General features: G+C 57.3%; 19 protein-coding genes. 13 read left to right on the top strand and 6 right to left on the bottom strand.

The window, feature by feature from the left end; translation table 11 throughout:
* The first annotated feature begins 251 nt into the window (after nucleotides 1-251).
* Both RCH87_RS01045 and crtI read left to right on the top strand, forming a co-directional pair.
* Nucleotides 252-1,256 carry a squalene/phytoene synthase family protein gene (locus RCH87_RS01045; protein WP_306514894.1) on the top strand — a complete coding sequence of 335 codons (1,005 nt, stop codon included), beginning with the start codon at nucleotides 252-254 and terminating at the stop codon, nucleotides 1,254-1,256.
* The gene (gene crtI, locus RCH87_RS01040; protein WP_306514893.1) at nucleotides 1,253-2,941 is read left to right on the top strand and encodes a phytoene desaturase family protein; all 1,689 of its coding nucleotides are present in this window, start codon (nucleotides 1,253-1,255) and stop codon (nucleotides 2,939-2,941) included. The genes RCH87_RS01045 and crtI overlap by 4 nt, the downstream gene beginning before the upstream one ends.
* Nucleotides 2,942-3,013: 72 nt before the next feature.
* Here the strand turns inward: crtI and RCH87_RS01035 are convergent, their stop codons facing one another.
* Complete coding sequence (locus RCH87_RS01035) at nucleotides 3,014-4,021, bottom strand: pseudouridine synthase (protein ID WP_306514892.1); 1,008 nt, start codon at nucleotides 4,019-4,021, stop codon at nucleotides 3,014-3,016.
* 356 nt (nucleotides 4,022-4,377) lie between these two features.
* On the opposite strand from RCH87_RS01035, the gene RCH87_RS01030 reads away from it, so the two are divergent.
* From RCH87_RS01030 to RCH87_RS01020, 3 genes are all read left to right on the top strand, one after another.
* The gene (locus tag RCH87_RS01030; protein WP_306514891.1) at nucleotides 4,378-5,274 is read left to right on the top strand and encodes a universal stress protein; all 897 of its coding nucleotides are present in this window, start codon (nucleotides 4,378-4,380) and stop codon (nucleotides 5,272-5,274) included.
* 13 nt (nucleotides 5,275-5,287) lie between these two features.
* Nucleotides 5,288-5,545, top strand: a complete 258-nt coding sequence (locus RCH87_RS01025) for a GlsB/YeaQ/YmgE family stress response membrane protein (RefSeq protein WP_306514890.1) — start codon at nucleotides 5,288-5,290, stop codon at nucleotides 5,543-5,545.
* Nucleotides 5,546-5,739: 194 nt separating this feature from the next.
* Complete coding sequence (locus tag RCH87_RS01020) at nucleotides 5,740-6,366, top strand: TetR/AcrR family transcriptional regulator (protein ID WP_306514889.1); 627 nt, start codon at nucleotides 5,740-5,742, stop codon at nucleotides 6,364-6,366.
* Here RCH87_RS01020 and yidC read toward each other — a convergent pair.
* A complete protein-coding gene (yidC, locus tag RCH87_RS01015; RefSeq protein ID WP_306514888.1) occupies nucleotides 6,363-7,559 on the bottom strand; it encodes a membrane protein insertase YidC in 1,197 nt (398 codons plus the stop codon). The genes RCH87_RS01020 and yidC overlap by 4 nt on opposite strands.
* A 93-nt stretch (nucleotides 7,560-7,652) precedes the next feature.
* On the opposite strand from yidC, the gene RCH87_RS01010 reads away from it, so the two are divergent.
* Both RCH87_RS01010 and RCH87_RS01005 read left to right on the top strand, forming a co-directional pair.
* A complete protein-coding gene (locus RCH87_RS01010) occupies nucleotides 7,653-8,927 on the top strand; it encodes a sensor histidine kinase (RefSeq protein WP_306514887.1) in 1,275 nt (424 codons plus the stop codon).
* Between the two features lie 53 nt (nucleotides 8,928-8,980).
* Nucleotides 8,981-9,619 carry a response regulator transcription factor gene (locus RCH87_RS01005; RefSeq protein WP_018121632.1) on the top strand — a complete coding sequence of 213 codons (639 nt, stop codon included), beginning with the start codon at nucleotides 8,981-8,983 and terminating at the stop codon, nucleotides 9,617-9,619.
* Between the two features lie 21 nt (nucleotides 9,620-9,640).
* Here RCH87_RS01005 and RCH87_RS01000 read toward each other — a convergent pair whose 3' ends face one another.
* Nucleotides 9,641-10,276, bottom strand: coding sequence for a DUF6474 family protein (locus tag RCH87_RS01000; protein ID WP_306514886.1), 636 nt, complete (start codon nucleotides 10,274-10,276; stop codon nucleotides 9,641-9,643).
* Between the two features lie 86 nt (nucleotides 10,277-10,362).
* Between RCH87_RS01000 and RCH87_RS00995 the strand changes: the two genes are divergently transcribed.
* On the top strand, nucleotides 10,363-11,964 hold the full coding sequence (locus tag RCH87_RS00995) for a TM0106 family RecB-like putative nuclease (protein ID WP_306514885.1): 1,602 nt from the start codon (nucleotides 10,363-10,365) through the stop codon (nucleotides 11,962-11,964).
* Here RCH87_RS00995 and RCH87_RS00990 read toward each other — a convergent pair whose 3' ends face one another.
* On the bottom strand, nucleotides 11,965-13,179 hold the full coding sequence (locus RCH87_RS00990; RefSeq protein ID WP_306514884.1) for an MFS transporter: 1,215 nt from the start codon (nucleotides 13,177-13,179) through the stop codon (nucleotides 11,965-11,967).
* Between the two features lie 7 nt (nucleotides 13,180-13,186).
* On the opposite strand from RCH87_RS00990, the gene RCH87_RS00985 reads away from it, so the two are divergent.
* A complete protein-coding gene (locus RCH87_RS00985) occupies nucleotides 13,187-13,525 on the top strand; it encodes a hypothetical protein (protein ID WP_306514883.1) in 339 nt (112 codons plus the stop codon).
* Nucleotides 13,526-13,666: 141 nt separating this feature from the next.
* Here the strand turns inward: RCH87_RS00985 and RCH87_RS00980 are convergent, their stop codons facing one another.
* Nucleotides 13,667-14,269, bottom strand: a complete 603-nt coding sequence (locus tag RCH87_RS00980) for a superoxide dismutase (protein ID WP_249619959.1) — start codon at nucleotides 14,267-14,269, stop codon at nucleotides 13,667-13,669.
* Between the two features lie 202 nt (nucleotides 14,270-14,471).
* On the opposite strand from RCH87_RS00980, the gene msrA reads away from it, so the two are divergent.
* The 4 genes from msrA (at nucleotide 14,472) to RCH87_RS00960 (ending at nucleotide 18,056) form a co-directional block, all read left to right on the top strand.
* Entirely contained in the window at nucleotides 14,472-15,134 is a 663-nt protein-coding gene (msrA, locus tag RCH87_RS00975) for a peptide-methionine (S)-S-oxide reductase MsrA (protein ID WP_373690883.1), read from the top strand.
* Between the two features lie 45 nt (nucleotides 15,135-15,179).
* Nucleotides 15,180-15,917: a glycerophosphodiester phosphodiesterase family protein gene (locus RCH87_RS00970; protein WP_306514882.1), complete on the top strand. Its 738-nt coding sequence runs from the start codon at nucleotides 15,180-15,182 to the stop codon at nucleotides 15,915-15,917.
* Nucleotides 15,918-15,927: 10 nt separating this feature from the next.
* Complete coding sequence (locus RCH87_RS00965) at nucleotides 15,928-16,848, top strand: DUF5926 family protein (protein WP_306514881.1); 921 nt, start codon at nucleotides 15,928-15,930, stop codon at nucleotides 16,846-16,848.
* A 119-nt stretch (nucleotides 16,849-16,967) separates the two neighbouring features.
* Complete coding sequence (locus RCH87_RS00960; protein WP_306514880.1) at nucleotides 16,968-18,056, top strand: alkene reductase; 1,089 nt, start codon at nucleotides 16,968-16,970, stop codon at nucleotides 18,054-18,056.
* 47 nt (nucleotides 18,057-18,103) lie between these two features.
* On the opposite strand, the gene RCH87_RS00955 is transcribed toward RCH87_RS00960, so the two are convergent.
* Nucleotides 18,104-19,939: an LCP family protein gene (locus tag RCH87_RS00955; RefSeq protein WP_373690882.1), complete on the bottom strand. Its 1,836-nt coding sequence runs from the start codon at nucleotides 19,937-19,939 to the stop codon at nucleotides 18,104-18,106.
* Nucleotides 19,940-19,993: the final 54 nt, after the last annotated feature.

The raw sequence follows: 19,993 nt of genomic DNA, 5'->3' as shown, positions 1-19,993 counted from the left end.
GTGTGGGAGAGTAGGTTGCTGCCGACACTTAATAATTTCATGTTTTAGAGGGTGGGTTGTCACAATTTTGTTTGTTGTGCACAACCCACCCTCCTTTCGTTTATCTATAACTAGAATTGGAACGCTCTAATTCCATAAAGACACATCGACGTGCGATAATAACTCACGAATCGATGCATATCCTGCATCCTCTACGATTTCTATAATCTTTGTGACGATGAATCCGCAAATTACGGGAGACGACTTCGGACATGAACGCGAAACACAGCGAACTCTCCCGTTACGACGAGATGTGCAACGCCACAGCAGCACAAGTCATCAAAAACTATTCAACTAGCTTCCATGCAGCCACCTGCTTGTACCCGTCCACTATAAGACGCGACATCCGAAACCTTTACGCTGTCGTTCGCATCGCCGACGAAATCGTCGACGGCGCCCACTCACAGGCCTTCAACCATAAGCTTCATGATCAGGCTTTACAGACCAACAAAAAACCAACAACCAATTCTGCTGACAACTATGGCCCCGCCGAGCCCGAATATGCGGCGCGGCGCCAGACTCTCGACGCTTACGAGGCGAGCGTACTCCAAGCCCCACACCATCGCTTCCACACAGATCCGATTCTGCACGCTTATTCGAGCACCGCACGACGCTGTGGGTTCGCCTCTGAACATCTCGCAGCCTTTTTCAATTCAATGCGTATGGATATCAGCCATGCTTCGTTTAATGACGCAGAATTAGCAGATTACATCTACGGCTCAGCAGAAGTCATCGGCCTACTCTGTCTCGACATATTCCTCGCAGATCAAACGCAACCATCCTGCGAACAACACAACCTTCTTTGCACAGGTGCACGCAGACTAGGGGCAGGATTTCAGAAACTCAACTTCTTGCGCGACTACGTCGATGATCGCTCAACACGTCAGAGAGATTACTACCCATCCCTTCGCGGAGGCGCCAATACCGAGACATTTAGCCAGCTTCTCGACGAAGTACATGCTGATCTCGCAGCAGGACAGGAAACGATAAAACTACTGCCCCACAACGTACAGCCAGCCGTACGCGCAGCCACTTTCATGTATGCGGATCTGGCCAAACGACTAGCTAAAAATCCCGCTGCAGCGCTCAACAATGGTGGCCAACACCGACGGATCTCGGTTCCGAATTACCGGAAGTTCACCCTCTTGGCACAGAGTCTTGCCAGCACGGGAGTCGCAGCAGCTCACACTAAAATCCGGAGATCATCGCCGTCATGAAATACGAGCAGCCCGGCCAACAAGTAATAGTCATCGGCGCCGGTATTAGCGGACTTGCCACAGCCGCCTTGTTAGCGCGTCGTGGATATTCGGTGACTGTCGTCGACAAGCGAGAAACCACAGGCGGACGCATCGGCGAGATTAATGCAGACGACTTTCGTTTTGAGACTGGGCCGTCCTGGTATTTGATGCCTGAAGCTTATGAGCAGTTTTTTCGTCTGCTCGGAACCAGCGTGGACGAGCAATTTAATTTGACGACACTCGATCCCGCGTACCGCCTGTGGACAGGGCCAGAAGAGTTCCTGGACATCCCCTACGGCGCAGAAAAGGTAGCCGCGCTTTTCGAAAGTATCGAACCCGGTGCAGGGAAGAAACTGACGAAGTATTTACGTTCCGCACATCTTGTCTACGCCATTGCACTCGATAATTTTCTCTATACGACTTTTCGTTCACCAAAGCCATTATTGAATCCTACGGTTTTATTGCGGACTTCTAGCCTGGTGCGTTACCTTTTCGAGCCATTGCAACGATTCGTCGACAAGCAATTTAGCGACCACAGACTACGGAAAATTTTGCAATACCCTGCGGTGTTTCTCTCAACACAACCTGCCACTGCGCCGAGTATGTACCACCTCATGAGCCATACGGATTTGCAATTAGGGGTGAAATACCCCGAAGGCGGTTTTCGCGCGATAGTCAACGCAGTCGAAAAACTTGCCCGTGAAACCGGGGTAGTGTTCGCCTTGCACACCGAGGTGACCAAGTTGGAATGCTCGCAAGGCCGAGTCAACGCAGTCCATGTGATAAGCGCGACGGGGCAGCACGAAATATTGCGTACGGATCTGGTGGTTTCATCGGCGGATCTGCACCACACCGAAACCGCATTGCTACCGCGGGAATATCAGACGCACTCGGAAATCGCCTTCGCGAAGCAGGACCCCGGAATCGGTACGGTGCTGGCTATGCTTGGCGTGCGGGGGAAGTTGCCTGAGCTTGCCCATCACTCGCTAGTGCTATCGCCGCACTGGGAGAAAGACTTTCACGCCATTTTTTCCCCTGCGGGTGCGTTAGCTGTCGATAAAGTTTCGTCGTCAATTTATGTGTGCAAACCCTCGGCCAGCGATGACACCGTTGCCCCGGATGGTCACGAGAACCTATTTGTTCTTATACCCACGGCAGCAGATGTGGGAATTGGACATGGCAGCGGATATCCCAGGCGTGATGATGTGGCAAGCGAAGCAGAGGCTCGCAGTGGCGTCAATAGTGGTGCGGAAGACGGCGGTGACGCGAATGTCCACGTCTCAACAAGTAACTCGCGCGAGTCTGCCACAGTAAGCGCGATCGTTGACCGCGCCCTAGAGACGATCATGAAAACGACCGGCGTCACTGATCTGCGCGAACGCATCGTCAGCCGACACACCTTGGGCCCGGCTGATTTCGCGGACGATTTTCATTCTTGGCGCGGTGGTGCGCTCGGCCCGGCGCACACACTGAAACAGTCCGCGATGTTTCGAGCACAGAATAAATCCCAAAAACTAGAGAATCTGTATTATGCCGGGGCTACGGTAGCGCCCGGTGTCGGGGTTCCCATGTGTTTGATCTCCGCGGAAAACGTGCTCAAACGCATCGACGGGCGCACGGATTCGCGTCCAATGCTTGCCGACGAAGTACGCCACAGACACTAGCCACAGACACTAGCTGCAGACTGGATAGCTCGAACCTGGAAGACTACAGGCCAAAAGGTGCACATACCGGCTCTAACAAGCAGTATCTACCACTCCAAGATCCGTGCGGAAACTTCGTTGCTCGCCCGACAGCGGATCCCGAAAAGCGATCTCGCGAGCAATCAGATGCATCGGCACGGCAAAATCTTCCTCATCTTCGCGGTAGATCCGGGGATAAACTGGATCGCCTAAGATCGGCACACCAGCTGCCCACATGTGTAAACGTAATTGGTGGGTCTTGCCGGTGACCGGGGCCAGCCGATACCGCGCCAACCGTGGTTGTGGGCCGTGGATCTTTTCCAACTCTGCTTGTTCCGCGGTGCTGCAAACGGTGATTTTTTCGAGGTGCGTAATGGCATTCGGCTCGCCGTCGACAAAGCGGCCTTGCAACTCGCCTGGGTTTTTCTCGAGGCGCGAGCTCCAGGTCAGGTGGCCGTCGTCAAGCGCCTGGTCGAGTTGGTGTGCAAGTGTGTGATCGTAAGCCGCAATGGCCTCATAAACTTTCGAGACCTGACGTTGCGCGAACAAGGTTTGATAGGGGCCGCGCAGTTCTCTACGGGTGGTAAAAACCACCAATCCTGAGGTCAGACGGTCAAGGCGATGTGCAGGCGACAGCTCTGCGATGCCGGTGCTGCGGCGCAACTGCACCGTGGCGGTCTGCACGATGTGGCGAGCACGCGGCATCGTGGCCATGAAGGGAGGCTTGTGTACGACCAGAAGATCATCGTCTTGATGCACGATTGACAGTCGATACGGAACTTCAGTTTCCGGCGCGGGGATTTTATAGAAAAAAACTTCAGTATTTTCCGCAAGTAACTCGTCGGGATGCAACGGGGTGCCGTTATGACGTACCACCTCACCGGAGTGAAAACGCTGGTAGATCGCATCCCAATCATCATCTGGGTGGCGGTGGCGTTGCGAAAAAATGACCTCAGCGATGGCATCGACGGCCCTGATGCCAGAAGGTTCTGCGCCTTGTACGCGAATGCGCGTGGGGTTTAAACCGTTTTTGATCGGCAACGGGGTGGATTTTTGGCGCATGTCGTTTATTATATCGCTATGGATATTAATGCACTTTTGGAACCAATTATTAACTTCTTTAACTCTGCCCAAGGGGTTATGAGCTCGCGGGTATTCCATACTATTTTCCAGTTGCTTTACCCTGCTAACTCTGAAGCCGCTCACGTCTAAGCAACGAGCCCGGCTCGTTAGCTAGAGATCGGCTCGTTAGCTAGAGACAGGGCATTGACTGCGGTGTGAATCCGCAGACACCTGCAGGAATCGTGGCTATACTGGGTGGTGGAAGGGATATTATCGCCGGATTTGCTCATTTCAGGTTCGGTCAGAGGTATTCACCGGTTATGGCTGAAAACGACCTGTAGAAAGGGCGGTGCACAATGTCCAAAGAAGATATCATTGTTGTAGCAGTAGACGGTTCCGATGCCTCGAACGAGGCGGTTCGTTGGGCGGCTAATACTGCAGCGAAACGCGAGATTCCACTACGCTTAGCTTCTAGCTACACGATGCCGCAATTCTTGTATGCCGAAGGCATGGCTCCACCGAAGGAGCTGTACGACGAGCTGCAGAACGAAACCCTTGAAAAGATTGAAGCGGCTCGCAAGCTCGCACATGAGGTAGCCCCAGATATCAAGATTGGCCACACGGTCGCTGAAGGGTCGCCAATCGACATGCTGCTAGAGATGTCGCACGATGTCACCATGATCGTTTTGGGATCCCGCGGCTTGGGCGGATTGTCCGGCATGGTGATGGGATCAGTTTCTGCTGCTGTGGTATCGCACTCCACCTGCCCAGTCGTCGTGGTGCGTGAAGATTCCGGTGTCACCGAATCCTCCAAGTATGGGCCAGTCGTCGTTGGTGTTGACGGTTCTGAAGTTTCGCAGAAAGCAACCGAATACGCTTATGCTGAAGCCCACGCTCGTGGCGCTGAGCTGATTGCTATCAACACCTGGATGGATATGCAGGTGCAGGCGTCGCTGGCAGGGTTGACTGCTGCGCAGAAGGAATGGGAAGAAACCGAAAAAGAGCAAAAGCAGATGATGGACGAGCGTCTCGCTGCTTTGGCTGAGAAGTACCCAGAAGTTCCAGTAAAGAAGATCGTCACCAGGGACCGCCCGGTACGCGCGCTGGCAGAAAACGCCGAAGGCGCACAGCTGCTGGTCACCGGTTCCCACGGCCGGGGCGGGTTCAAAGGTATGCTGCTGGGATCGACTTCCCGCGCTTTGCTGCAATCTGCACCATGCCCGATGATGGTCGTTCGCCCAGAATCAGAGTAAACGGAGCAAATAATTGGAAACATTGAGTTTGGGAATCATTGCCTGGATCATCATTGGTGGTCTGGCGGGTTGGATTGCCGGAAAAATTAAGAACTCAAGCCAAGGCTTCCTCGGCAACATTCTTGTTGGCATCATCGGTGGTGTACTCGGCGGATGGCTGCTAGGAGTACTCGGCTTGGATGTCGCCAGCGGCGGCTTCTGGTTCAGCCTGTTTACGGCAGTGCTTGGTTCCGTGATCTTACTGTCGATCTTGAACGCCATAAAGAAATAGCATCACGGGAACATTTTTTGCCAGTCGGTTGTGCCGGCTGGCTTTTTCTGTGCCTAGACGGTGCTAGCGCTCATTTGCTCATTCGGGACCAGAAACTATACCTACTGAACCGGGTGGTCTATATTGTATATAGACCGACTAGTACAGATGCGTATTTTGAGCATGCATCTAGCCGAGACCAGTAAGGAGCCGGAGTGAGCACCGCCAAGAAAAAGACGACGGCCAGCCGCCGCCAAAACCGTCCGAGCCCACGTACTCGGTTGCTCAACTCTGCCACCAAACTTTTCGACACCGAAGGGATCCGTGTGATCGGTATTGACCGAATCCTGCGCGATGCAGACGTGGCCAAGGCCTCGCTGTATTCCCTATTCGGCTCTAAAGATGCGCTGGTCACAGCCTATATCGAGAAGCTTGATGAAGACTTTCGACAAGACTGGAAACAGCGCACCGCAGAGATGACCAACGTGGAAGATAAACTCCTGGCTTTTTTCGATAAAGCCATCGACGACGAACCAGAAAAGGACTTCCGCGGCTCGCATTTTCTCAACGCCGCGAATGAGTACCCGAAACCAGAGACCGACTCTGAACGGCAAATCATCTCTGCATGCATGAACCACCGCAGCTGGGTCCACGACACCATGACAGCGCTGCTGAATGAGAAAAACGGCTATCCCTCGGCGACGCAGGCCTCGCAGCTGTTGATCTTCCTCGACGGCGGACTCGCCGGTGCACGGCTGACTCGCAGCATCAATCCGCTCGTGACCGCGCGAGACTTGGCACGGCAGATGCTTGCCGCCCCACCGGCTGATTATTCGATTTAATCGCGGCCGTCGTCGGCAGCACGCTCGTCGTCGGTAGTTCGCGGATTCCCCGACTTCCCCTTCTGCGCAGCCTTTTCTGCCTTGCGCTGCCGCATAATCTCGAGACGAGCCTGCTGCTGTCGCTTCCGCAGCTCTTTCTTCTCAGCGCGCTCTTGTTCTTCGGTGCGCTGCTTTTCTTCTCGTGAAGCTTCCAGCTGCTTTGCGTACTCCGGGTCCTTTCGGGCTTTCTTGTTTTCTTGCTTGCGCTGCCGCTTTTTCTGCTTGCGCTCGCGTTTGCGCTGCCGGAACACACGGTGCGATTCCCGCCGAGCTTCATGGTGCTCCTCGCGCAGCGGGTAGCGCACCCGAACCATGACGATGAACACCAGCGACTGCACCAGTGTCCACAGGTTATTGATGAACCAGTAGACGATGATCGCCCACGGGATCGGCACGCTGAACGCAAGCAGCAGCAACAACAATGGCACGAACACCGACATGATGATCATGAACTTGAACAACCCACGCGCGAGCGTGCTGGACCACTCGGTGGTATAAAACGCCCGATAGGTGCTGATCACCAGGTTGATGGTGGTAAAGGCGATAGCCAGCAGCAATGCTGGCATCATGCCGGAAATGACCTCGTCGGTGGTGATATTAAATGCCTGCTCCAAGTCTGGTCCCATGGACGCGAAAGCAGGCAGCGGGATGCCCAAAAACTCGGTGTGCCGGAAATCATCGACTTCCGCGGCCGTTAGCAAACCAATTGGTTCGGCGGCGGCAATACCCGAGTTCGCACCGCTGTTGCTATCTGCCAATGGGTTCGCCATCAGCAACAACAGACGGTACAAGCCGATGAATACCGGAATCATGATCAGCGGCGGGATGCATCCCATGGCAGGCCGGTAGCTGTATTCGTCGAAAAGCGCTTGTTTTTTCTGCTGGTATTCGCGAATCTCGTCGACCTCGCTGGCCGACTTATATTCTTTTTCAAGGGCGCGCTGGCGCGGGCGAATCAGCGCGCCAATCCGCCCGGAACGAGCCGAATACCAGGTCAGCGGCGCGATCAACCCGCGGACCGTGACGATCAGAAACGGAATGGAAATCAGCCACGAGATGGAATCATCCAGCCCAAAGACATTCTGAAAAATCAGATGCCAGAGCTTCATCACCGCCGAGACGGGATACATGAACGCGTCGTACAGAGTTTCCATATCGAAAACGAGCTTCCTTCCACCGAGGAGTGCACAGAAAAATACCGGCCGCTTAAAGTCTAGCCGCCCGGGCGGACTGGGTAAGCTGTGGGCATGAGCGGGCAGAACCAAGTTGCGCAAGCCGACGCGCGAGAGACAACACCCGATACTGAAGCTGAAGCCGTGATCGCCGATGTCGTCGCTGATCGTGACGTGCTTGGCGACGGCATCCATGTGCTCACCGCCGTATTGTTAGTCGTCGGTGTGATTGGCTCGTTGCGTATGCCGCTGCCCGAAGCCAGCCTGAACTTAGTGCTGTATACCGCGTTCGCCGCGATCTATTTCGCGGGCTCGGTGTACCTTGACGACAAGGAAGAAACCGTACAACTGTTCTGGTTGTTCGGGCTTTTGGCCGTGTGGATGGGCATCATGTTCGTCACCCCGATGGGCGCCTACTTGGCGTTTACCATCTTCTTTTTATTCCTTCGGGTGCTTGATGGTGTGCGAGGAATTGTTTCTGTCATGTTTGCCACCAGCATCACGGTGATCATGCAGATCCCGTCCGGGCTGACCCTGGGTGGAATCATGGGCCCGACGGTGTCTGCTGTGGTTACCGTCGCGATCCATTTTGCTTTCACGACGCTGTCACACATCAGCCGCCAGCGTGCGGAGCTGATCCGCGAATTGATGGAAACCCGGGAGCAACTGGCGGAATCTGAACGCGATGCCGGCATCAATGCCGAACGCCAGCGCATCGCACACGAAATTCACGACACCCTGGCGCAGGGGCTGTCGTCCATTCAGATGCTGCTGCACGCCGCCGACCGCGGCTTAGACCGCATCGATGCTGCTCACGATGGTGACGATGCCGTTGATACTAGCCAGCCGCGGCATCACATTGAGCTGGCGCGCACCACGGCCGCCGATAACTTGCAAGAAGCCCGCGCGATGATTGCGGCGTTGCAGCCGGCCACACTCGCAGAAACCTCCTTGCAGCAAGCGTTGGAGCGGGTGGCGCAAAACTGGGCTGATACCAGCGAGATCACCATCGAGGTCGAAGTCGATGGCACCGCCCGTCAGCTGCCGATGAAGACCGAAGCCGCGTTGTTGCGTATTGCGCAGGGAGCAACGGGTAACGTCGTCAAGCATGCTGGCGCTAGCCGGGCTCGCATCACGTTGACCTACGATGAGGACGTCGTGCGCCTGGACGTGGTGGATAATGGGGCTGGTTTTGATCTTGCCGACGTCGACAAGCGCCCCAGTGGCTTGGGGCATGTGGGCTTAGCCGCGATGCGGCAGCGGGCCGCGGAACAAGGCGGCGAGATGGAGATTGAAACCGAGCCCGGGCGCGGGACTGCGGTGTCGGTGACGATGCCATGTGAGAACTAAGTGCAGGGTAAGATAAAGCTAAGAAACCGTCAGAAAAGGGGTAGTTGTCCACCATGATCAGAGTCTTGCTGGCAGACGACCACGAAATCGTGCGCCTGGGTTTGCGCGCAATTTTGGATGATGCAGAAGATATTGAGGTTGTCGGCGAGGTAGCCACCGCTGAGGCTGCGATTTCTGCTGCGCATGCTGGCGGCATTGACGTGCTGTTGATGGACCTGCGCTTCGGAGCCGGTGCCGAAGGTCACCGTGTTACCGGTGGGGCAGAAGCGACACGGATGATCAAAACTTCGGTTCCGCACCCGCCCAAGGTGCTGGTGGTGACGAATTACGACACTGATGCCGATATCCTCGGTGCGATCGAGGCCGGTGCGGTGGGCTACTTGTTGAAAGATTCCCCACCGGCGGAATTGTTGGCTGCGGTGCGTTCGGCAGCCGAAGGCGATTCGGCGTTGTCGCCGGTGGTCGCGGATCGTTTGATGACGCGCGTGCGCACCCCGCGTAGCTCACTCACCCCGCGCGAGTTGGAAGTGTTGAAACTGGTGGCTTCGGGTTCGTCGAACCGGGATATCGGTACTGAACTGATGCTGTCAGAAGCCACCGTGAAATCGCACCTGGTGCACATCTACGACAAATTGGGTGTGCGTTCGCGGACCTCGGCAGTGGCTGCCGCCCGCGAGCAGGGAGTGCTCTAAGGGCTCTAGCCCCTTTTGGCCTTAGCCCTCAGTGATATTGCGCTGAATATCCTCGGTGATGAGGTCAATATCATTGCTGATGCTGCGGTGTGCCCGGCGACGCTGCTGATCCGTCATGAACTCTGCGTTATCGACGGCTGCTTTTAGCTCGTCCAAGCGCTCGTTAATATCGCGCTTGTAGCCCGGCTTCACGCTGGTGTCCTGCAGCGAGTTGCGGATTCCCTGGATGCGCACCTTCAAATCCGCACCGTGGCCGCTAAACTGCGCCATCTGTTCTGGGGTAACACCGGAGCGCTGTGCCGAGCGCTTGCTAAATTGCTCCTGGGCTGCGGTGATGCCACGGTAAATGAGAGGCAGTGCCAACGGCAACAGCACCCGGGAAGCCCCGGCGTAGCGCTTGATGTTATCGGCGTTGAATTTGCCGGTCTGCAGCTTGTCCAGCTCCATCTTCGCCATTTTTTCTTGGTGCTTGCGCTTGGATTTCAAGCCCTTGTTTTCGTCTTTAATAATCGCGCGTTTTTGTTTCGCCAGCAGCTTCTCGCGGCGTGCGCGTGCCTTCGAATCGGCTTTGACCTCTGCTTTCGCGCGTGCCTTGGCGGCTTTGACGGCGGCTTTGGCATCGCTACGGCGCTTACGGAGTGACTTCATCAAGCCCATGGTGTGCTCACCTTCGCTGAAAATTGCGTATTTTTACTTAGTGCTGATTCAACAATACCTGGTGGTCTCGACTAGGCTGACCACCTGTGATCGGCCGTCGGGAATTTGTGGAAGCGCATGACCTCGTCGGCTGCCATTATCGCTTGGTGCAAGCCCGCCGTTACCCGGATACGCCACCAACGCTATCTTCCCAAGAACGTGCGTTGCGCAGCGCGGATGCCCGGGCTGAGGTCGCAGATTTGTTGCCGACAGCCCCCGCGCTTGGCGACGGCCGTCGCAAGAATTTTCAACGAATAGATTTAGGCCCGCTGCCCGCCGGTGATGCCGCAGCGGTCGAACGCCGGGAATTCGATACCTTAGAAGCACTCGCGTGGCAGCCAGATTTGGTGACTGGCGCGGTGCTGGCAGGAACCACGGGCAACCGTCGTGAATATGGCAACGCGCCTGTGGACTGGAAAGTCTCCGTCGACGCTCTGGTGCGCACCGGGGACAACGCGTACCTGCCGGTGATGGTCAGCAACCACCGCGTGGCGCGAGAAAAAGCCGGTGGCGCAGTCTCCGTGCTTGCTACCCATCGCGCCGGGTTGGGCCAACCGATTACTGAGCCGTTCGCGCTGCGCCAGCATTCTGTGGATGGCTACCGCTTAGCCTTGGCAGCCCGTGCATTGGAAGAACTTGGGCTGGATACAGGCAACGGTGGTTTGATCGGGCAGGATCGTCGCCGGATTTTCCTGATGGATACCCAACGATTCCAACGGGGATTGAGCGACGCGCTGGTAGCGGTGAGGCCTGAGGAGCTGCCGGATGCACCGCGGCGCAGGAAAGAATGCGCGAGCTGTCGGTTCTGGGACTATTGCGAGCAAGAGTTACGCGACGCCGACGATATCAGTTTGTTTTTGTCTGGTGACCGCGCCGATCAATTGCGCGAACTCGGGATCACCACCGTGGAGGCGCTACGCCGGGCTGATTCCGCTATCGCCGGCGATTACCCACAATTGGCAGATGCGTGGCGCCGGGGAATCCCGTTTCTGGCGCGCCAACAGGCAAATGAGATGCAGATTCCGCGCGCTGACGTCGAGCTGGATATCGACATGGAGGCCTACCTGGATCAAGGCGCGTACTTATGGGGCGTGTGGGATGGCGCGGACTACCACCCGTTTGTCACCTGGGACGAGCTCGGTGGGGCTGCAGAGGCGAAGAATTTCGCGGACTTTTGGGATTACGTGTGCACGCGGCGTCGACAAGCAGAAGCAGCCGGCATGAGCTTTCGCGCCTATTGCTATTCCGCGCACGGGGAAAATCACTGGATGCGTAGGTCGGCGAAGCGTTTTGCGGGGCAACCTGGCGTGCCCACGAGCACAGTGATTGATGCCTTTATTGGCTCTACGCAATGGGTGGATGTGTTCCGCTATGCCAAGCAGTTTTTGGCCGATACCGCAGGCATGGGGTTGAAACAGGTGGCAGCGACGGCGGGGTATACCTGGCCAGATGAGGATGTCGATGGTGAGCAATCGGTGAATGCACGGCGCAGAGCCGTCGGCACTGGGCCGGAGGCGCTGCGGTTACGTCAGCAGCTGTTGGGCTATAACCGGGGTGATTGTCAGGCCACCCGCGTGGTGCGGGATTGGTTGTGCGCTGGCGCGCCGGGTGTTCCACGAATGCGCGGGGCGGCTCGGGCGGGTGCTTAGCTAATCGGCGTCGTTGCTGCTTTGTTCTTTGGCGTGGGCGAATATTCCCAGCGCCAGCATGACCCCAGCCAACACGGCGAGCGTGCCGACGAAGCCCCACCACGGCAGGGCGGTAAAAATCAAGCCGGCCAGCGCCCCGACGACCGACGAGCCCAGGTAGTAGCACAGCACGTACATGCTGGACGCCTCGGCACGGTTGTGCTCTGCGATGGCGCCGACCCAGCCGGAAGCGATGGAATGGGCGGCGAAAAACGACGCGGTAAAAATCAGCAATCCGGTCAGGCTAAGCCACAGCCACGGGGTGGCAGTAAGTAGCAGCCCGATGATGAATGCTGCGGTGGAAAACACCAGCACGGTGCCGCGGGAGAATTTTTCCGCCAGCACACCCGCCCGGGCAGCGGAATAAGTGCCGCTGAGGTAAGCCAAAAATGCTAGTGCGACGATGCCTGGGGACAGCTCGAAATAGTCGATTAAGCGGAAAGCCAGGAAGTTATACAAAGAAACGAACACCCCCATGGCGACAAAAGCAATGAGAAACATGGCCGCCAGCGATGGCGTTTTCCAGTGTGTGACCATGGATTCGTATTCGGTGCGAAACTGCAGGGCCTTCGGCTGGAAGAACTGCTGGCGTGGCAAAGTGACAGCCACGATGATGGCGAAGCCGAGAGCTAGGAGGGATGCACAGAAGATTGCTACGCGCCAGTCGGTGACTTCTAGCAGCATCGACGGGAGCAACCGGCCGGTGAGCCCACCGACGGAATTACCAGCGACGTAGACGCCCATGGCGCGGGCCAGGAAGCGGTGGTCAAGCTCTTCAGCCAGCCAGGCCATGGCCACCGCGGGCGTGCCAGCGATGAAAGCACCATGCAGCAACCGCAAGGCGATGAGCTGGTGGATGGTTTGGGCGAGCGGAAGCGTCAGCCCGATGAGCGAGGCCGCGATGGCGGAGATAATTAGTACTCGGTTGCGGCCAAAGCGTTCCGAGAGGATCGAGGCGGGAACCACGCAGATTGCCAGCATTCCCGTGGCGACGGAGACTGTCAGCGCTGCGACGGTTGGTGTGGTCTCGAAGGCGTCGACAAGCGCAGGCAGCATCGCCTGGGTGACATACAGCCCGTTGAATACGGCCAGCCCCGCTGCCAGGACCGCGACGGTGGCTAGCCGGTAGTTGCGTTCTCCCCGTTGTAGGCCGCGTGCGGGTACTGTTTGTGCCATATATTACATGGTGTCACGTTTTTCACTGCGCGGTGCTGGTTTTCCGTTTCTTGTTGGCGCATTATTTCTTCTGGCCACCACTATCGCGGTTGTGCTTATCGGGACAAACATTGCGCTCTGGGGCCATAAGCGAGCGCGGAATTGTACATCCAGGATAGGAAAAATTGGCGCATGGATAATTACCACAGGAATTGTTATTGCAGTTGCTTCTGTTATTACTCAGCTGTTTCGCGCCGGTGGTTTTTGGGAACCGCTGTTTAGTGAGCTTTTATGGGTAATAACTGCAGCTACCGGACTATTGTGGCTGGGGTTTATTCTACTTATGGTTTCCGGGAGAACTCGCTAAGCCAGAACGGTTGCCTGCGAGATAAAACCATCGAAGATAAAAACTGCCACTAAAAACCGCGATGAAAAAACGCCGTGCCCGGCACGTAAAGTGCGCGGGCACGGCGTTCGCGTAAGCCGCAGCGATGCTGCGGCGGAAGGTTTACTTCTTCGCTGCTGCGAAACGCTCTGCAACGTCGTCCCAGTTGAAGACGTTCCAGACAGCCTTGACGTAATCAGGCTTGACGTTCTTGTACTGCAGGTAGAAAGCGTGCTCCCACATATCCAGCATCAGCAGTGGGGTGAAGTTCACGGAGGTGTTGCCCTGTTGGTCGGTCAGCTGCTCAACGAGCAGGCGGCCAGCAATGTGGTCGTAACCCAGCACGGCCCAGCCGGAACCCTGCAGGCCGAGTGCTGCTGCGGAGAAGTGCGCCTTGAACTTCTCGAAGGAACCAAAGTCGCGGTCGATAGCCTCCGCGAGCTCACCGGTTGGCTCGCCGCCACCGTTAGGGCTCAGGTTCTTCCAGAAGATGGAGTGGTTGGTGTGGCCACCCAGGTTGAAAGCCAAGTTCTTGGACAGCGCACGGATGCGGTCTGGGTTGGCTTCGCCGTTGCGCTCTTCTTCCAGGGCATCCAAAGCTGCGTTAGCACCCTGAACGTAAGTGTTGTGGTGCTTGGAGTGGTGCAGCTCCATGATCTCGCCGGAGATGTGTGGCTCCAAAGCGTTGTAGTCGTAATCGAGTTCTGGGAGTTCGTAAACAGCCATTATCGCTAAATCCTTTCGTTGGGTACATCGCCCATAATAGGCACGTATAAGAATATTGCAACATTTTTATGACATAAATCCCTGACCGCTCGTGCACATCTACTTCCGTGCGTCGGCTGACATTACGTCCGGGCGCCAGCTGACATGCGCTCGGTATTATTTCCACAGCTTTCCGCGAGCTTGGCCCGCGTAGAATATCGGCATGTGGATGTTTGGAAAGAACCCAGAACTTGTCGCTGAAGAAGACGCCCTGCATGGCGGAAAGCACCCGGTCCTAGAAAACCCACGCCCGCACGCCGTGTTGGATACGCCCATTACCGGCATTTGGGAAGAAGGCCAGGCCAGCCTGATCGTGGGCTTGGGCTGTTTCTGGGGAGTGGAAAAGCTCTACTGGAACCTGGATGGCGTGCTTTCTACCTCTGCTGGCTATGCCGGTGGCATAACTCCGAATCCGACGTACCGCGAAGTCTGCACAGGGCGCACCAATCACGTGGAGGTAGTGCGTGTGGTCTATGACCCATCGCGGGTTTCCCTCGAAGAGCTGGTGCGCGTCGGCCTGGAAGCGCATGATCCAACCCAGGGCTACCGTCAGGGTAACGACGTGGGCACGCAGTACCGTTCGGCGTTTTATACCGAAGGCCCGAATGCGGAAGAAGAAAAGCAGGCCGTCGAAAAGCTTGTCGACGCCTACGGCAAGAAATTGCAGGACAATGGCTACGGCGAGGTCACCACGGAGATCGCCACTCTGGCCGAAACCCCGGCGGGCGAATACTACTTGGCCGAGGACGAACACCAGCAGTACCTGGAGAAAAACCCGCAAGGCTACTGCCCGCACCACGGCACGGGTATTGCCTGCAGCATTTAGGCTTGCTCGCTGTATCCTCGTTTTCCCTAGGAGTTCGCGAACATTATGTTGACCGGCTGTAACATCGTCGCCCACCGCGGGTATTCCGGCAAGTACCCGGAAAATTCGCCGGAGGCGTTTGCGCAGGCGCTGCAACTGCCCATTCACGGTGTGGAATGCGATATTCGGGTCAGCCGTGATGGGCAAGCGGTGGTGATTCACGATCCCAGCGTCGATCGCACCAGCAACGGCACTGGGATGGTTGCGCGCATGACCTGGCCCGAGCTGCAGCGGCTGAATATCGGTACCGAGGATGCGCCGCAGCAACTCATGCTTGTCGACGATTTGCTGCGCATGCTCGGCGCCCCGGGTGATAATCCACACCATCTTTATATTGAAACCAAACCACTGATGCGCCACGGGGCAGCGCTAGAAAAGGCGCTCGCGCGGGCGCTGCATCGCACCGGGATGGTCGCAGACCCACGTGTACACATTATTTCTTTCTCGCATGCCTCGCTGCGCAGGCTCGCGAGTCTCGTGCCGCAGGTGGACCGGATTTATTTGCGCCGCGGTTGGGAGCGCCGATGGAATAGCCGTGATTTGATGCTTTCGCGCCCGCATGCGCTGGGGCTTTCTCTGGACCACGGCAAAGCCAACCCGGCGGCGATTGGTGTGGGTGGCCGCAGGACGTACATGTGGACCGTGGATGATCCGGATGACATGCGCTGGGCGCGCGATAACGGGGTGAACCTCTTGGCGACGAATTGGCCGGAGGTTGCGCTCGAGGTGATAGGCGACCAGTAAACTGGCGTGCATGGCGAAGAAGAAAAAGAACAAAGAAGACCTCCCAGAGGGAATGTCGCGTCGGCAAGCAAAACTTGCAGCTCGCGCCGCAGAACGTGCCAAGCTGGAAAAAGACCCACGCCCGTTCGCTGGGTTTGCGTGCGAGGCCGAACTGATCGCATTGCAGGAGTTCGTGCCGTCTGGCTACGCGAAAGTCGATATCGCTGGCATCGACCGCACCGTGTGGTTGTGCAGCGTTTTGCCAGGAGCATCTGCAGCGATGATTCGTGATGAGCAGTACGGCGGAGATGCCTTCGTCGCCCTGCAGGTGCAAGCTCACGGCACGAACCCACACCATGACCTCGCCTACGCCCTGAACTGGGTGAAAGAGCACGCTGCTGGCGAATCGCTGGTGTCCACGGCGGCCGACGGCAACCAGCCAGAGCTAACGGATTTGCTGCCACAAGACACCACGCTCGATATCCAGTTAGAGCAGGACTTTTCTTGGTGGATGCCGGAAGGCGCGCCCATGCCGGAGCACGTTGCGCAGTCGATGCAAATGGCCAATGATTCCGTCATCGAAACTCACGCGATTGACGCCGACGCGCCGGGCACCTTGTGGTGGTCCGATACCGGCGGCGGTAAGGCACACATCCGCTGGGTGCGCCCGGTGGACAACGAAAACGATTTCCTCAACGCCCTGGCACGCGTGGCCGCCCGCGGTGACCTGCACGTTGGGGAAAACACCAAATTCGCCGGGGTCTTCCGCACCCACGGCGTGATCGCCCCAGTATTCGATGTCACCCCGGAGCCAGCTGCGGACACCTACCGCGAGCAGCTGGAACGCGTGAACCAGGCTTTGGAAGAAGAGATCTCCAACGACGCGCAGCTGTCGGCCGACGAGCGCAAGCAGCTGCAAAACATTAAATCGCGCCAGGTCACCATCCGCTAGAGCCGCGGGGCAGCTGGCTGCAGCCTCAAAGTAGTGGGCCGCAGCCGCAGTGATCTGCGGTTTAGTGGCCTGTCGGAAGTGCATGGAACAAAGAGGCGCCAAAGATCGTTGTAGTTGATATGACATCATTATTTACGACTTTGGAACTTGGTCGCTTCAGATTGAAAAACCGCATGACCATGGCTGCGCTGACGCGTCAGCGCGCAGGCCATAGCGGGGTGCCGAGTGAACTGCACAAGAAGTACTATTCCCAGCGCGCCAGTGCCGGTCTCGTGGTCACGGAGGGCACCTTCCCGGCGTGGACAAATCGCTCGTTTCCGGGCCAAGCAGGCATCGCAGATGATGAGCAGGCGGCCGGTTGGCGCGAAGTAGCCAATGAGGTGCACGCAGCTGACGGTGTTTTGTTCATGCAGATCATGCACGGTGGTCGCACAAGCCACCCAGATCTCATCGATGGAGCCCAACCAGAAGCACCCAGTGCACTGGATTGGCGCGGACAAGTCCGTGGTTTTTCCGGCAAGATGGACGCGCCGGTGCCACGTGCACTGGAGACCGCAGAAATCCCACGCATAGTCGAAGAATTCCGTGCTGCTGCACGTCGTGCCGTCGACGCCGGAGTCGATGGCGTGGAGATTCATAACGCCAACGGATATCTGTTGCATGAGTTTTTGGCACCATCCGCCAACCAGCGTGACGATGAATTCGGTGGTAGCCCCGAAAACCGATGGCGATTGCCTGAAATGGTCATTCGCGCGGTTGTTGATGAAATCGGTGCTGACCGCGTCGGAGTGCGCTTTTCCCCAGGGCACAACGTGCAAGGAGTCATCGAAGAAGACGAAGCAGACATGGTGGCTACATATGGCGGTCTCATAGATGCCATCACGCCACTAAACCTGGCTTATGTTTCATTCCTGCACGCGGAACCGGAAGGCGAGCTGATGTCGACCTTAGCGAACAAAGCGCACGCTAACGGTGTGACCAAGGTGCTGATGAATGACGGTTTTGGAACCGTTACTACTAAGGAAGATGCCCAGCGTGAGCTGGAGTTAGACTACGTAGATGCCGTTGTAGTCGGCCGGCAGTTTATTGCTAACCCAGATTTGGTGCGGCGGTGGCACGAAGATTTGGCGCTGAACGAACCAGATCAAGCCACGTTCTATGGGGGCGGCGAACGTGGCTATACGGACTACGAGACTATCGCGGATTAACCACGAGTTCTGTAGCAGGTGAATGCGCCCCTGCTCCAAGCAGGGGATTAGCGCAGCGAGTTCCAGAGGTTTTCGGCCTCAATCTCGTCCCACAGCACCACGTTTCCCACGTCGGTATCGGCGAAACCACCCACCGGTACCGTCTTGGTTTCCACCCCGGTACCCATTGACAATGCCAAGCGGGCCAGGTGCCACACGTGATCGCTTTCGCCGACGGTAAATGACTTCGAAACCGAGCTGATCATCGGGAATACGTCAAAAGGGTTGAGCAGCGTCGACGGATTCGTGGCCTCGTGCATCAGCGCAGAGAAAAACTCGCGCTGGCGTTCTACGCGGTCCAAATCACCCATCGCGGTGGCACGGGTACGCACATAACCCAGTGCGTTGGCACCATCCATTTCTTGGCATCCTGCGCCAACATTGAGATTCGCCAATGGATCATCAATCGGCTCCGAAGGACACAATTCCACTCCACCGATAGCGTCGACAATATTGGCCAAACCGCCCATGCCCACTTCGGCGTAGTGATCAATGCTGACGCCGGTGTTCGCCTCCACGGTTTGCGTCAACAGTTGAGGTCCGCCATAAGTAAATGCCGCATTGATTTTGTCTTGCCCAAAACCAGGCACGTCGACGTAACTGTCGCGAGGGATGGAAATCAGTTGTGCACTGGTGCCTTCCAAGTGCAATAGCATGATTGCGTCGGTGCGGCCCGTTCCAATATCGCCGCCGGTACCCAGGCGTGCGATATCTTCCTCGCTTAAGCCCACGCGTGAGTCAGAGCCGACCAGCAACCAGTTCGTGCCCTTGGTGGATCCGATAGGCGCCTCAGGCTCCGAAGCCACGCGGGTGAGCTGGGCGTCTGCCCAAAAAGCGATGACCAGCAGTAACACCAGGACTACGGCTAATGGCCAGCCCAGACACCCAACGCAACCGAATTTTGGTCGACGAAGTTTTGCGCGCAACCCGGCCGCGCTGAACTTTCCGAAACCACGGCCACCGTGAGCGCCGGGGTGCGGATTGCGTACATGGGCGTGGGCTTGCTGGTACTGCTGGCCCGGTTGCCCATACCCGCCACCGGGGTGTGGATAGTACTGCCCAGGGGGCTGTTGGGCATAAGGTTGCCCCACATAATTCTGTGGAGGCTGTTGCTGTGGTGGTCGTTGCTGATACGGAGATTGCTGCCCTGGTTGCTGTGGAAATTGTTGCGCGGCACGACGCTGCTGCACCTCGCCGTGTCTGTCCTGCCCTGCAGTGCGGCCCTGCGCGTATCCTGCCGCGGCACCAGCAACACCGCCCGCTACTGGTCCTCCCAAGTCCATGCGGGTCGGTTCCGAGGGGATCCGCTGTTGGTTGCGTGACTGGTGCAGTTGCTCACGGTTGACCGGGCGAGCACCCGGGTGGTTGTGCCCGGAGGCCGAACGTGCACCATGCCCAGCATCGTGATTTGTGCTCTGCCGAGCAGAATTAGCCCGTTGCGCATCATAAATAGCGCGTTCACGGCGCAGCTTTTCCCTGTCAATCGGCGGGCGGTTCGCACGCGAATCTTGCCGGTTGGTGCGCGTAGGCCGTTCGGAACGTGCAGAGTGTGCAGAACGCTCGGAACGCTCGGAGCGTTCAGGACGTTCGGAACGCGGCGGACGTGCAGCGCGAGGGGTACGCGAAGGTTCCTGTGGGGCTTCGGGCTTGGCATGCCGCCCGCCGCCAGCAGCATGACGGCCGCTTTCCCGTGCACGATCGGGCGCTGGGCGCGGACGCCGTCGTACCGGTCGACCATAGCGATCCAGCAGCGGTTTACCGTCGCGCCCCAGGACGACGTCACCTTCTGCAGGCCCGTGGGATCCCCCGTGCCGTCCAGCTGGCCGTTCTCCGCGATCTGTCATGGCAGATATTTTACCTATCCTTGCTTGTGCAGTGCCCGCTTAGTGTCCTTTAGT

The organism is Corynebacterium sp., assembly GCF_030826625.1.
In the GTDB taxonomy this organism is placed as follows: Bacteria; Actinomycetota; Actinomycetes; order Mycobacteriales; family Mycobacteriaceae; genus Corynebacterium.
This window is presented reverse-complemented; position numbering and strand designations above follow the sequence as displayed.

Bases quoted from the DNA above. Each gene is read 5' to 3' on its own strand.
- RCH87_RS01045 (WP_306514894.1), top strand. From the start codon at position 252: ATGAACGCGAAACACAGCGAACTCTCCCGTTACGACGAGATGTGCAAC.
- crtI (WP_306514893.1), top strand. From the start codon at position 1,253: ATGAAATACGAGCAGCCCGGCCAACAAGTAATAGTCATCGGCGCCGGT.
- RCH87_RS01035 (WP_306514892.1), bottom strand. From the start codon at position 4,021: ATGCGCCAAAAATCCACCCCGTTGCCGATCAAAAACGGTTTAAACCCC.
- RCH87_RS01030 (WP_306514891.1), top strand. From the start codon at position 4,378: ATGTCCAAAGAAGATATCATTGTTGTAGCAGTAGACGGTTCCGATGCC.
- yidC (WP_306514888.1), bottom strand. From the start codon at position 7,559: ATGGAAACTCTGTACGACGCGTTCATGTATCCCGTCTCGGCGGTGATG.
- RCH87_RS01010 (WP_306514887.1), top strand. From the start codon at position 7,653: ATGAGCGGGCAGAACCAAGTTGCGCAAGCCGACGCGCGAGAGACAACA.
- RCH87_RS01005 (WP_018121632.1), top strand. From the start codon at position 8,981: ATGATCAGAGTCTTGCTGGCAGACGACCACGAAATCGTGCGCCTGGGT.
- RCH87_RS01000 (WP_306514886.1), bottom strand. From the start codon at position 10,276: ATGGGCTTGATGAAGTCACTCCGTAAGCGCCGTAGCGATGCCAAAGCC.
- RCH87_RS00990 (WP_306514884.1), bottom strand. From the start codon at position 13,179: ATGGCACAAACAGTACCCGCACGCGGCCTACAACGGGGAGAACGCAAC.
- RCH87_RS00985 (WP_306514883.1), top strand. From the start codon at position 13,187: ATGGTGTCACGTTTTTCACTGCGCGGTGCTGGTTTTCCGTTTCTTGTT.
- RCH87_RS00980 (WP_249619959.1), bottom strand. From the start codon at position 14,269: ATGGCTGTTTACGAACTCCCAGAACTCGATTACGACTACAACGCTTTG.
- msrA (WP_373690883.1), top strand. From the start codon at position 14,472: ATGTGGATGTTTGGAAAGAACCCAGAACTTGTCGCTGAAGAAGACGCC.
- RCH87_RS00970 (WP_306514882.1), top strand. From the start codon at position 15,180: ATGTTGACCGGCTGTAACATCGTCGCCCACCGCGGGTATTCCGGCAAG.
- RCH87_RS00965 (WP_306514881.1), top strand. From the start codon at position 15,928: ATGGCGAAGAAGAAAAAGAACAAAGAAGACCTCCCAGAGGGAATGTCG.
- RCH87_RS00960 (WP_306514880.1), top strand. From the start codon at position 16,968: ATGACATCATTATTTACGACTTTGGAACTTGGTCGCTTCAGATTGAAA.
- RCH87_RS00955 (WP_373690882.1), bottom strand. From the start codon at position 19,939: ATGACAGATCGCGGAGAACGGCCAGCTGGACGGCACGGGGGATCCCAC.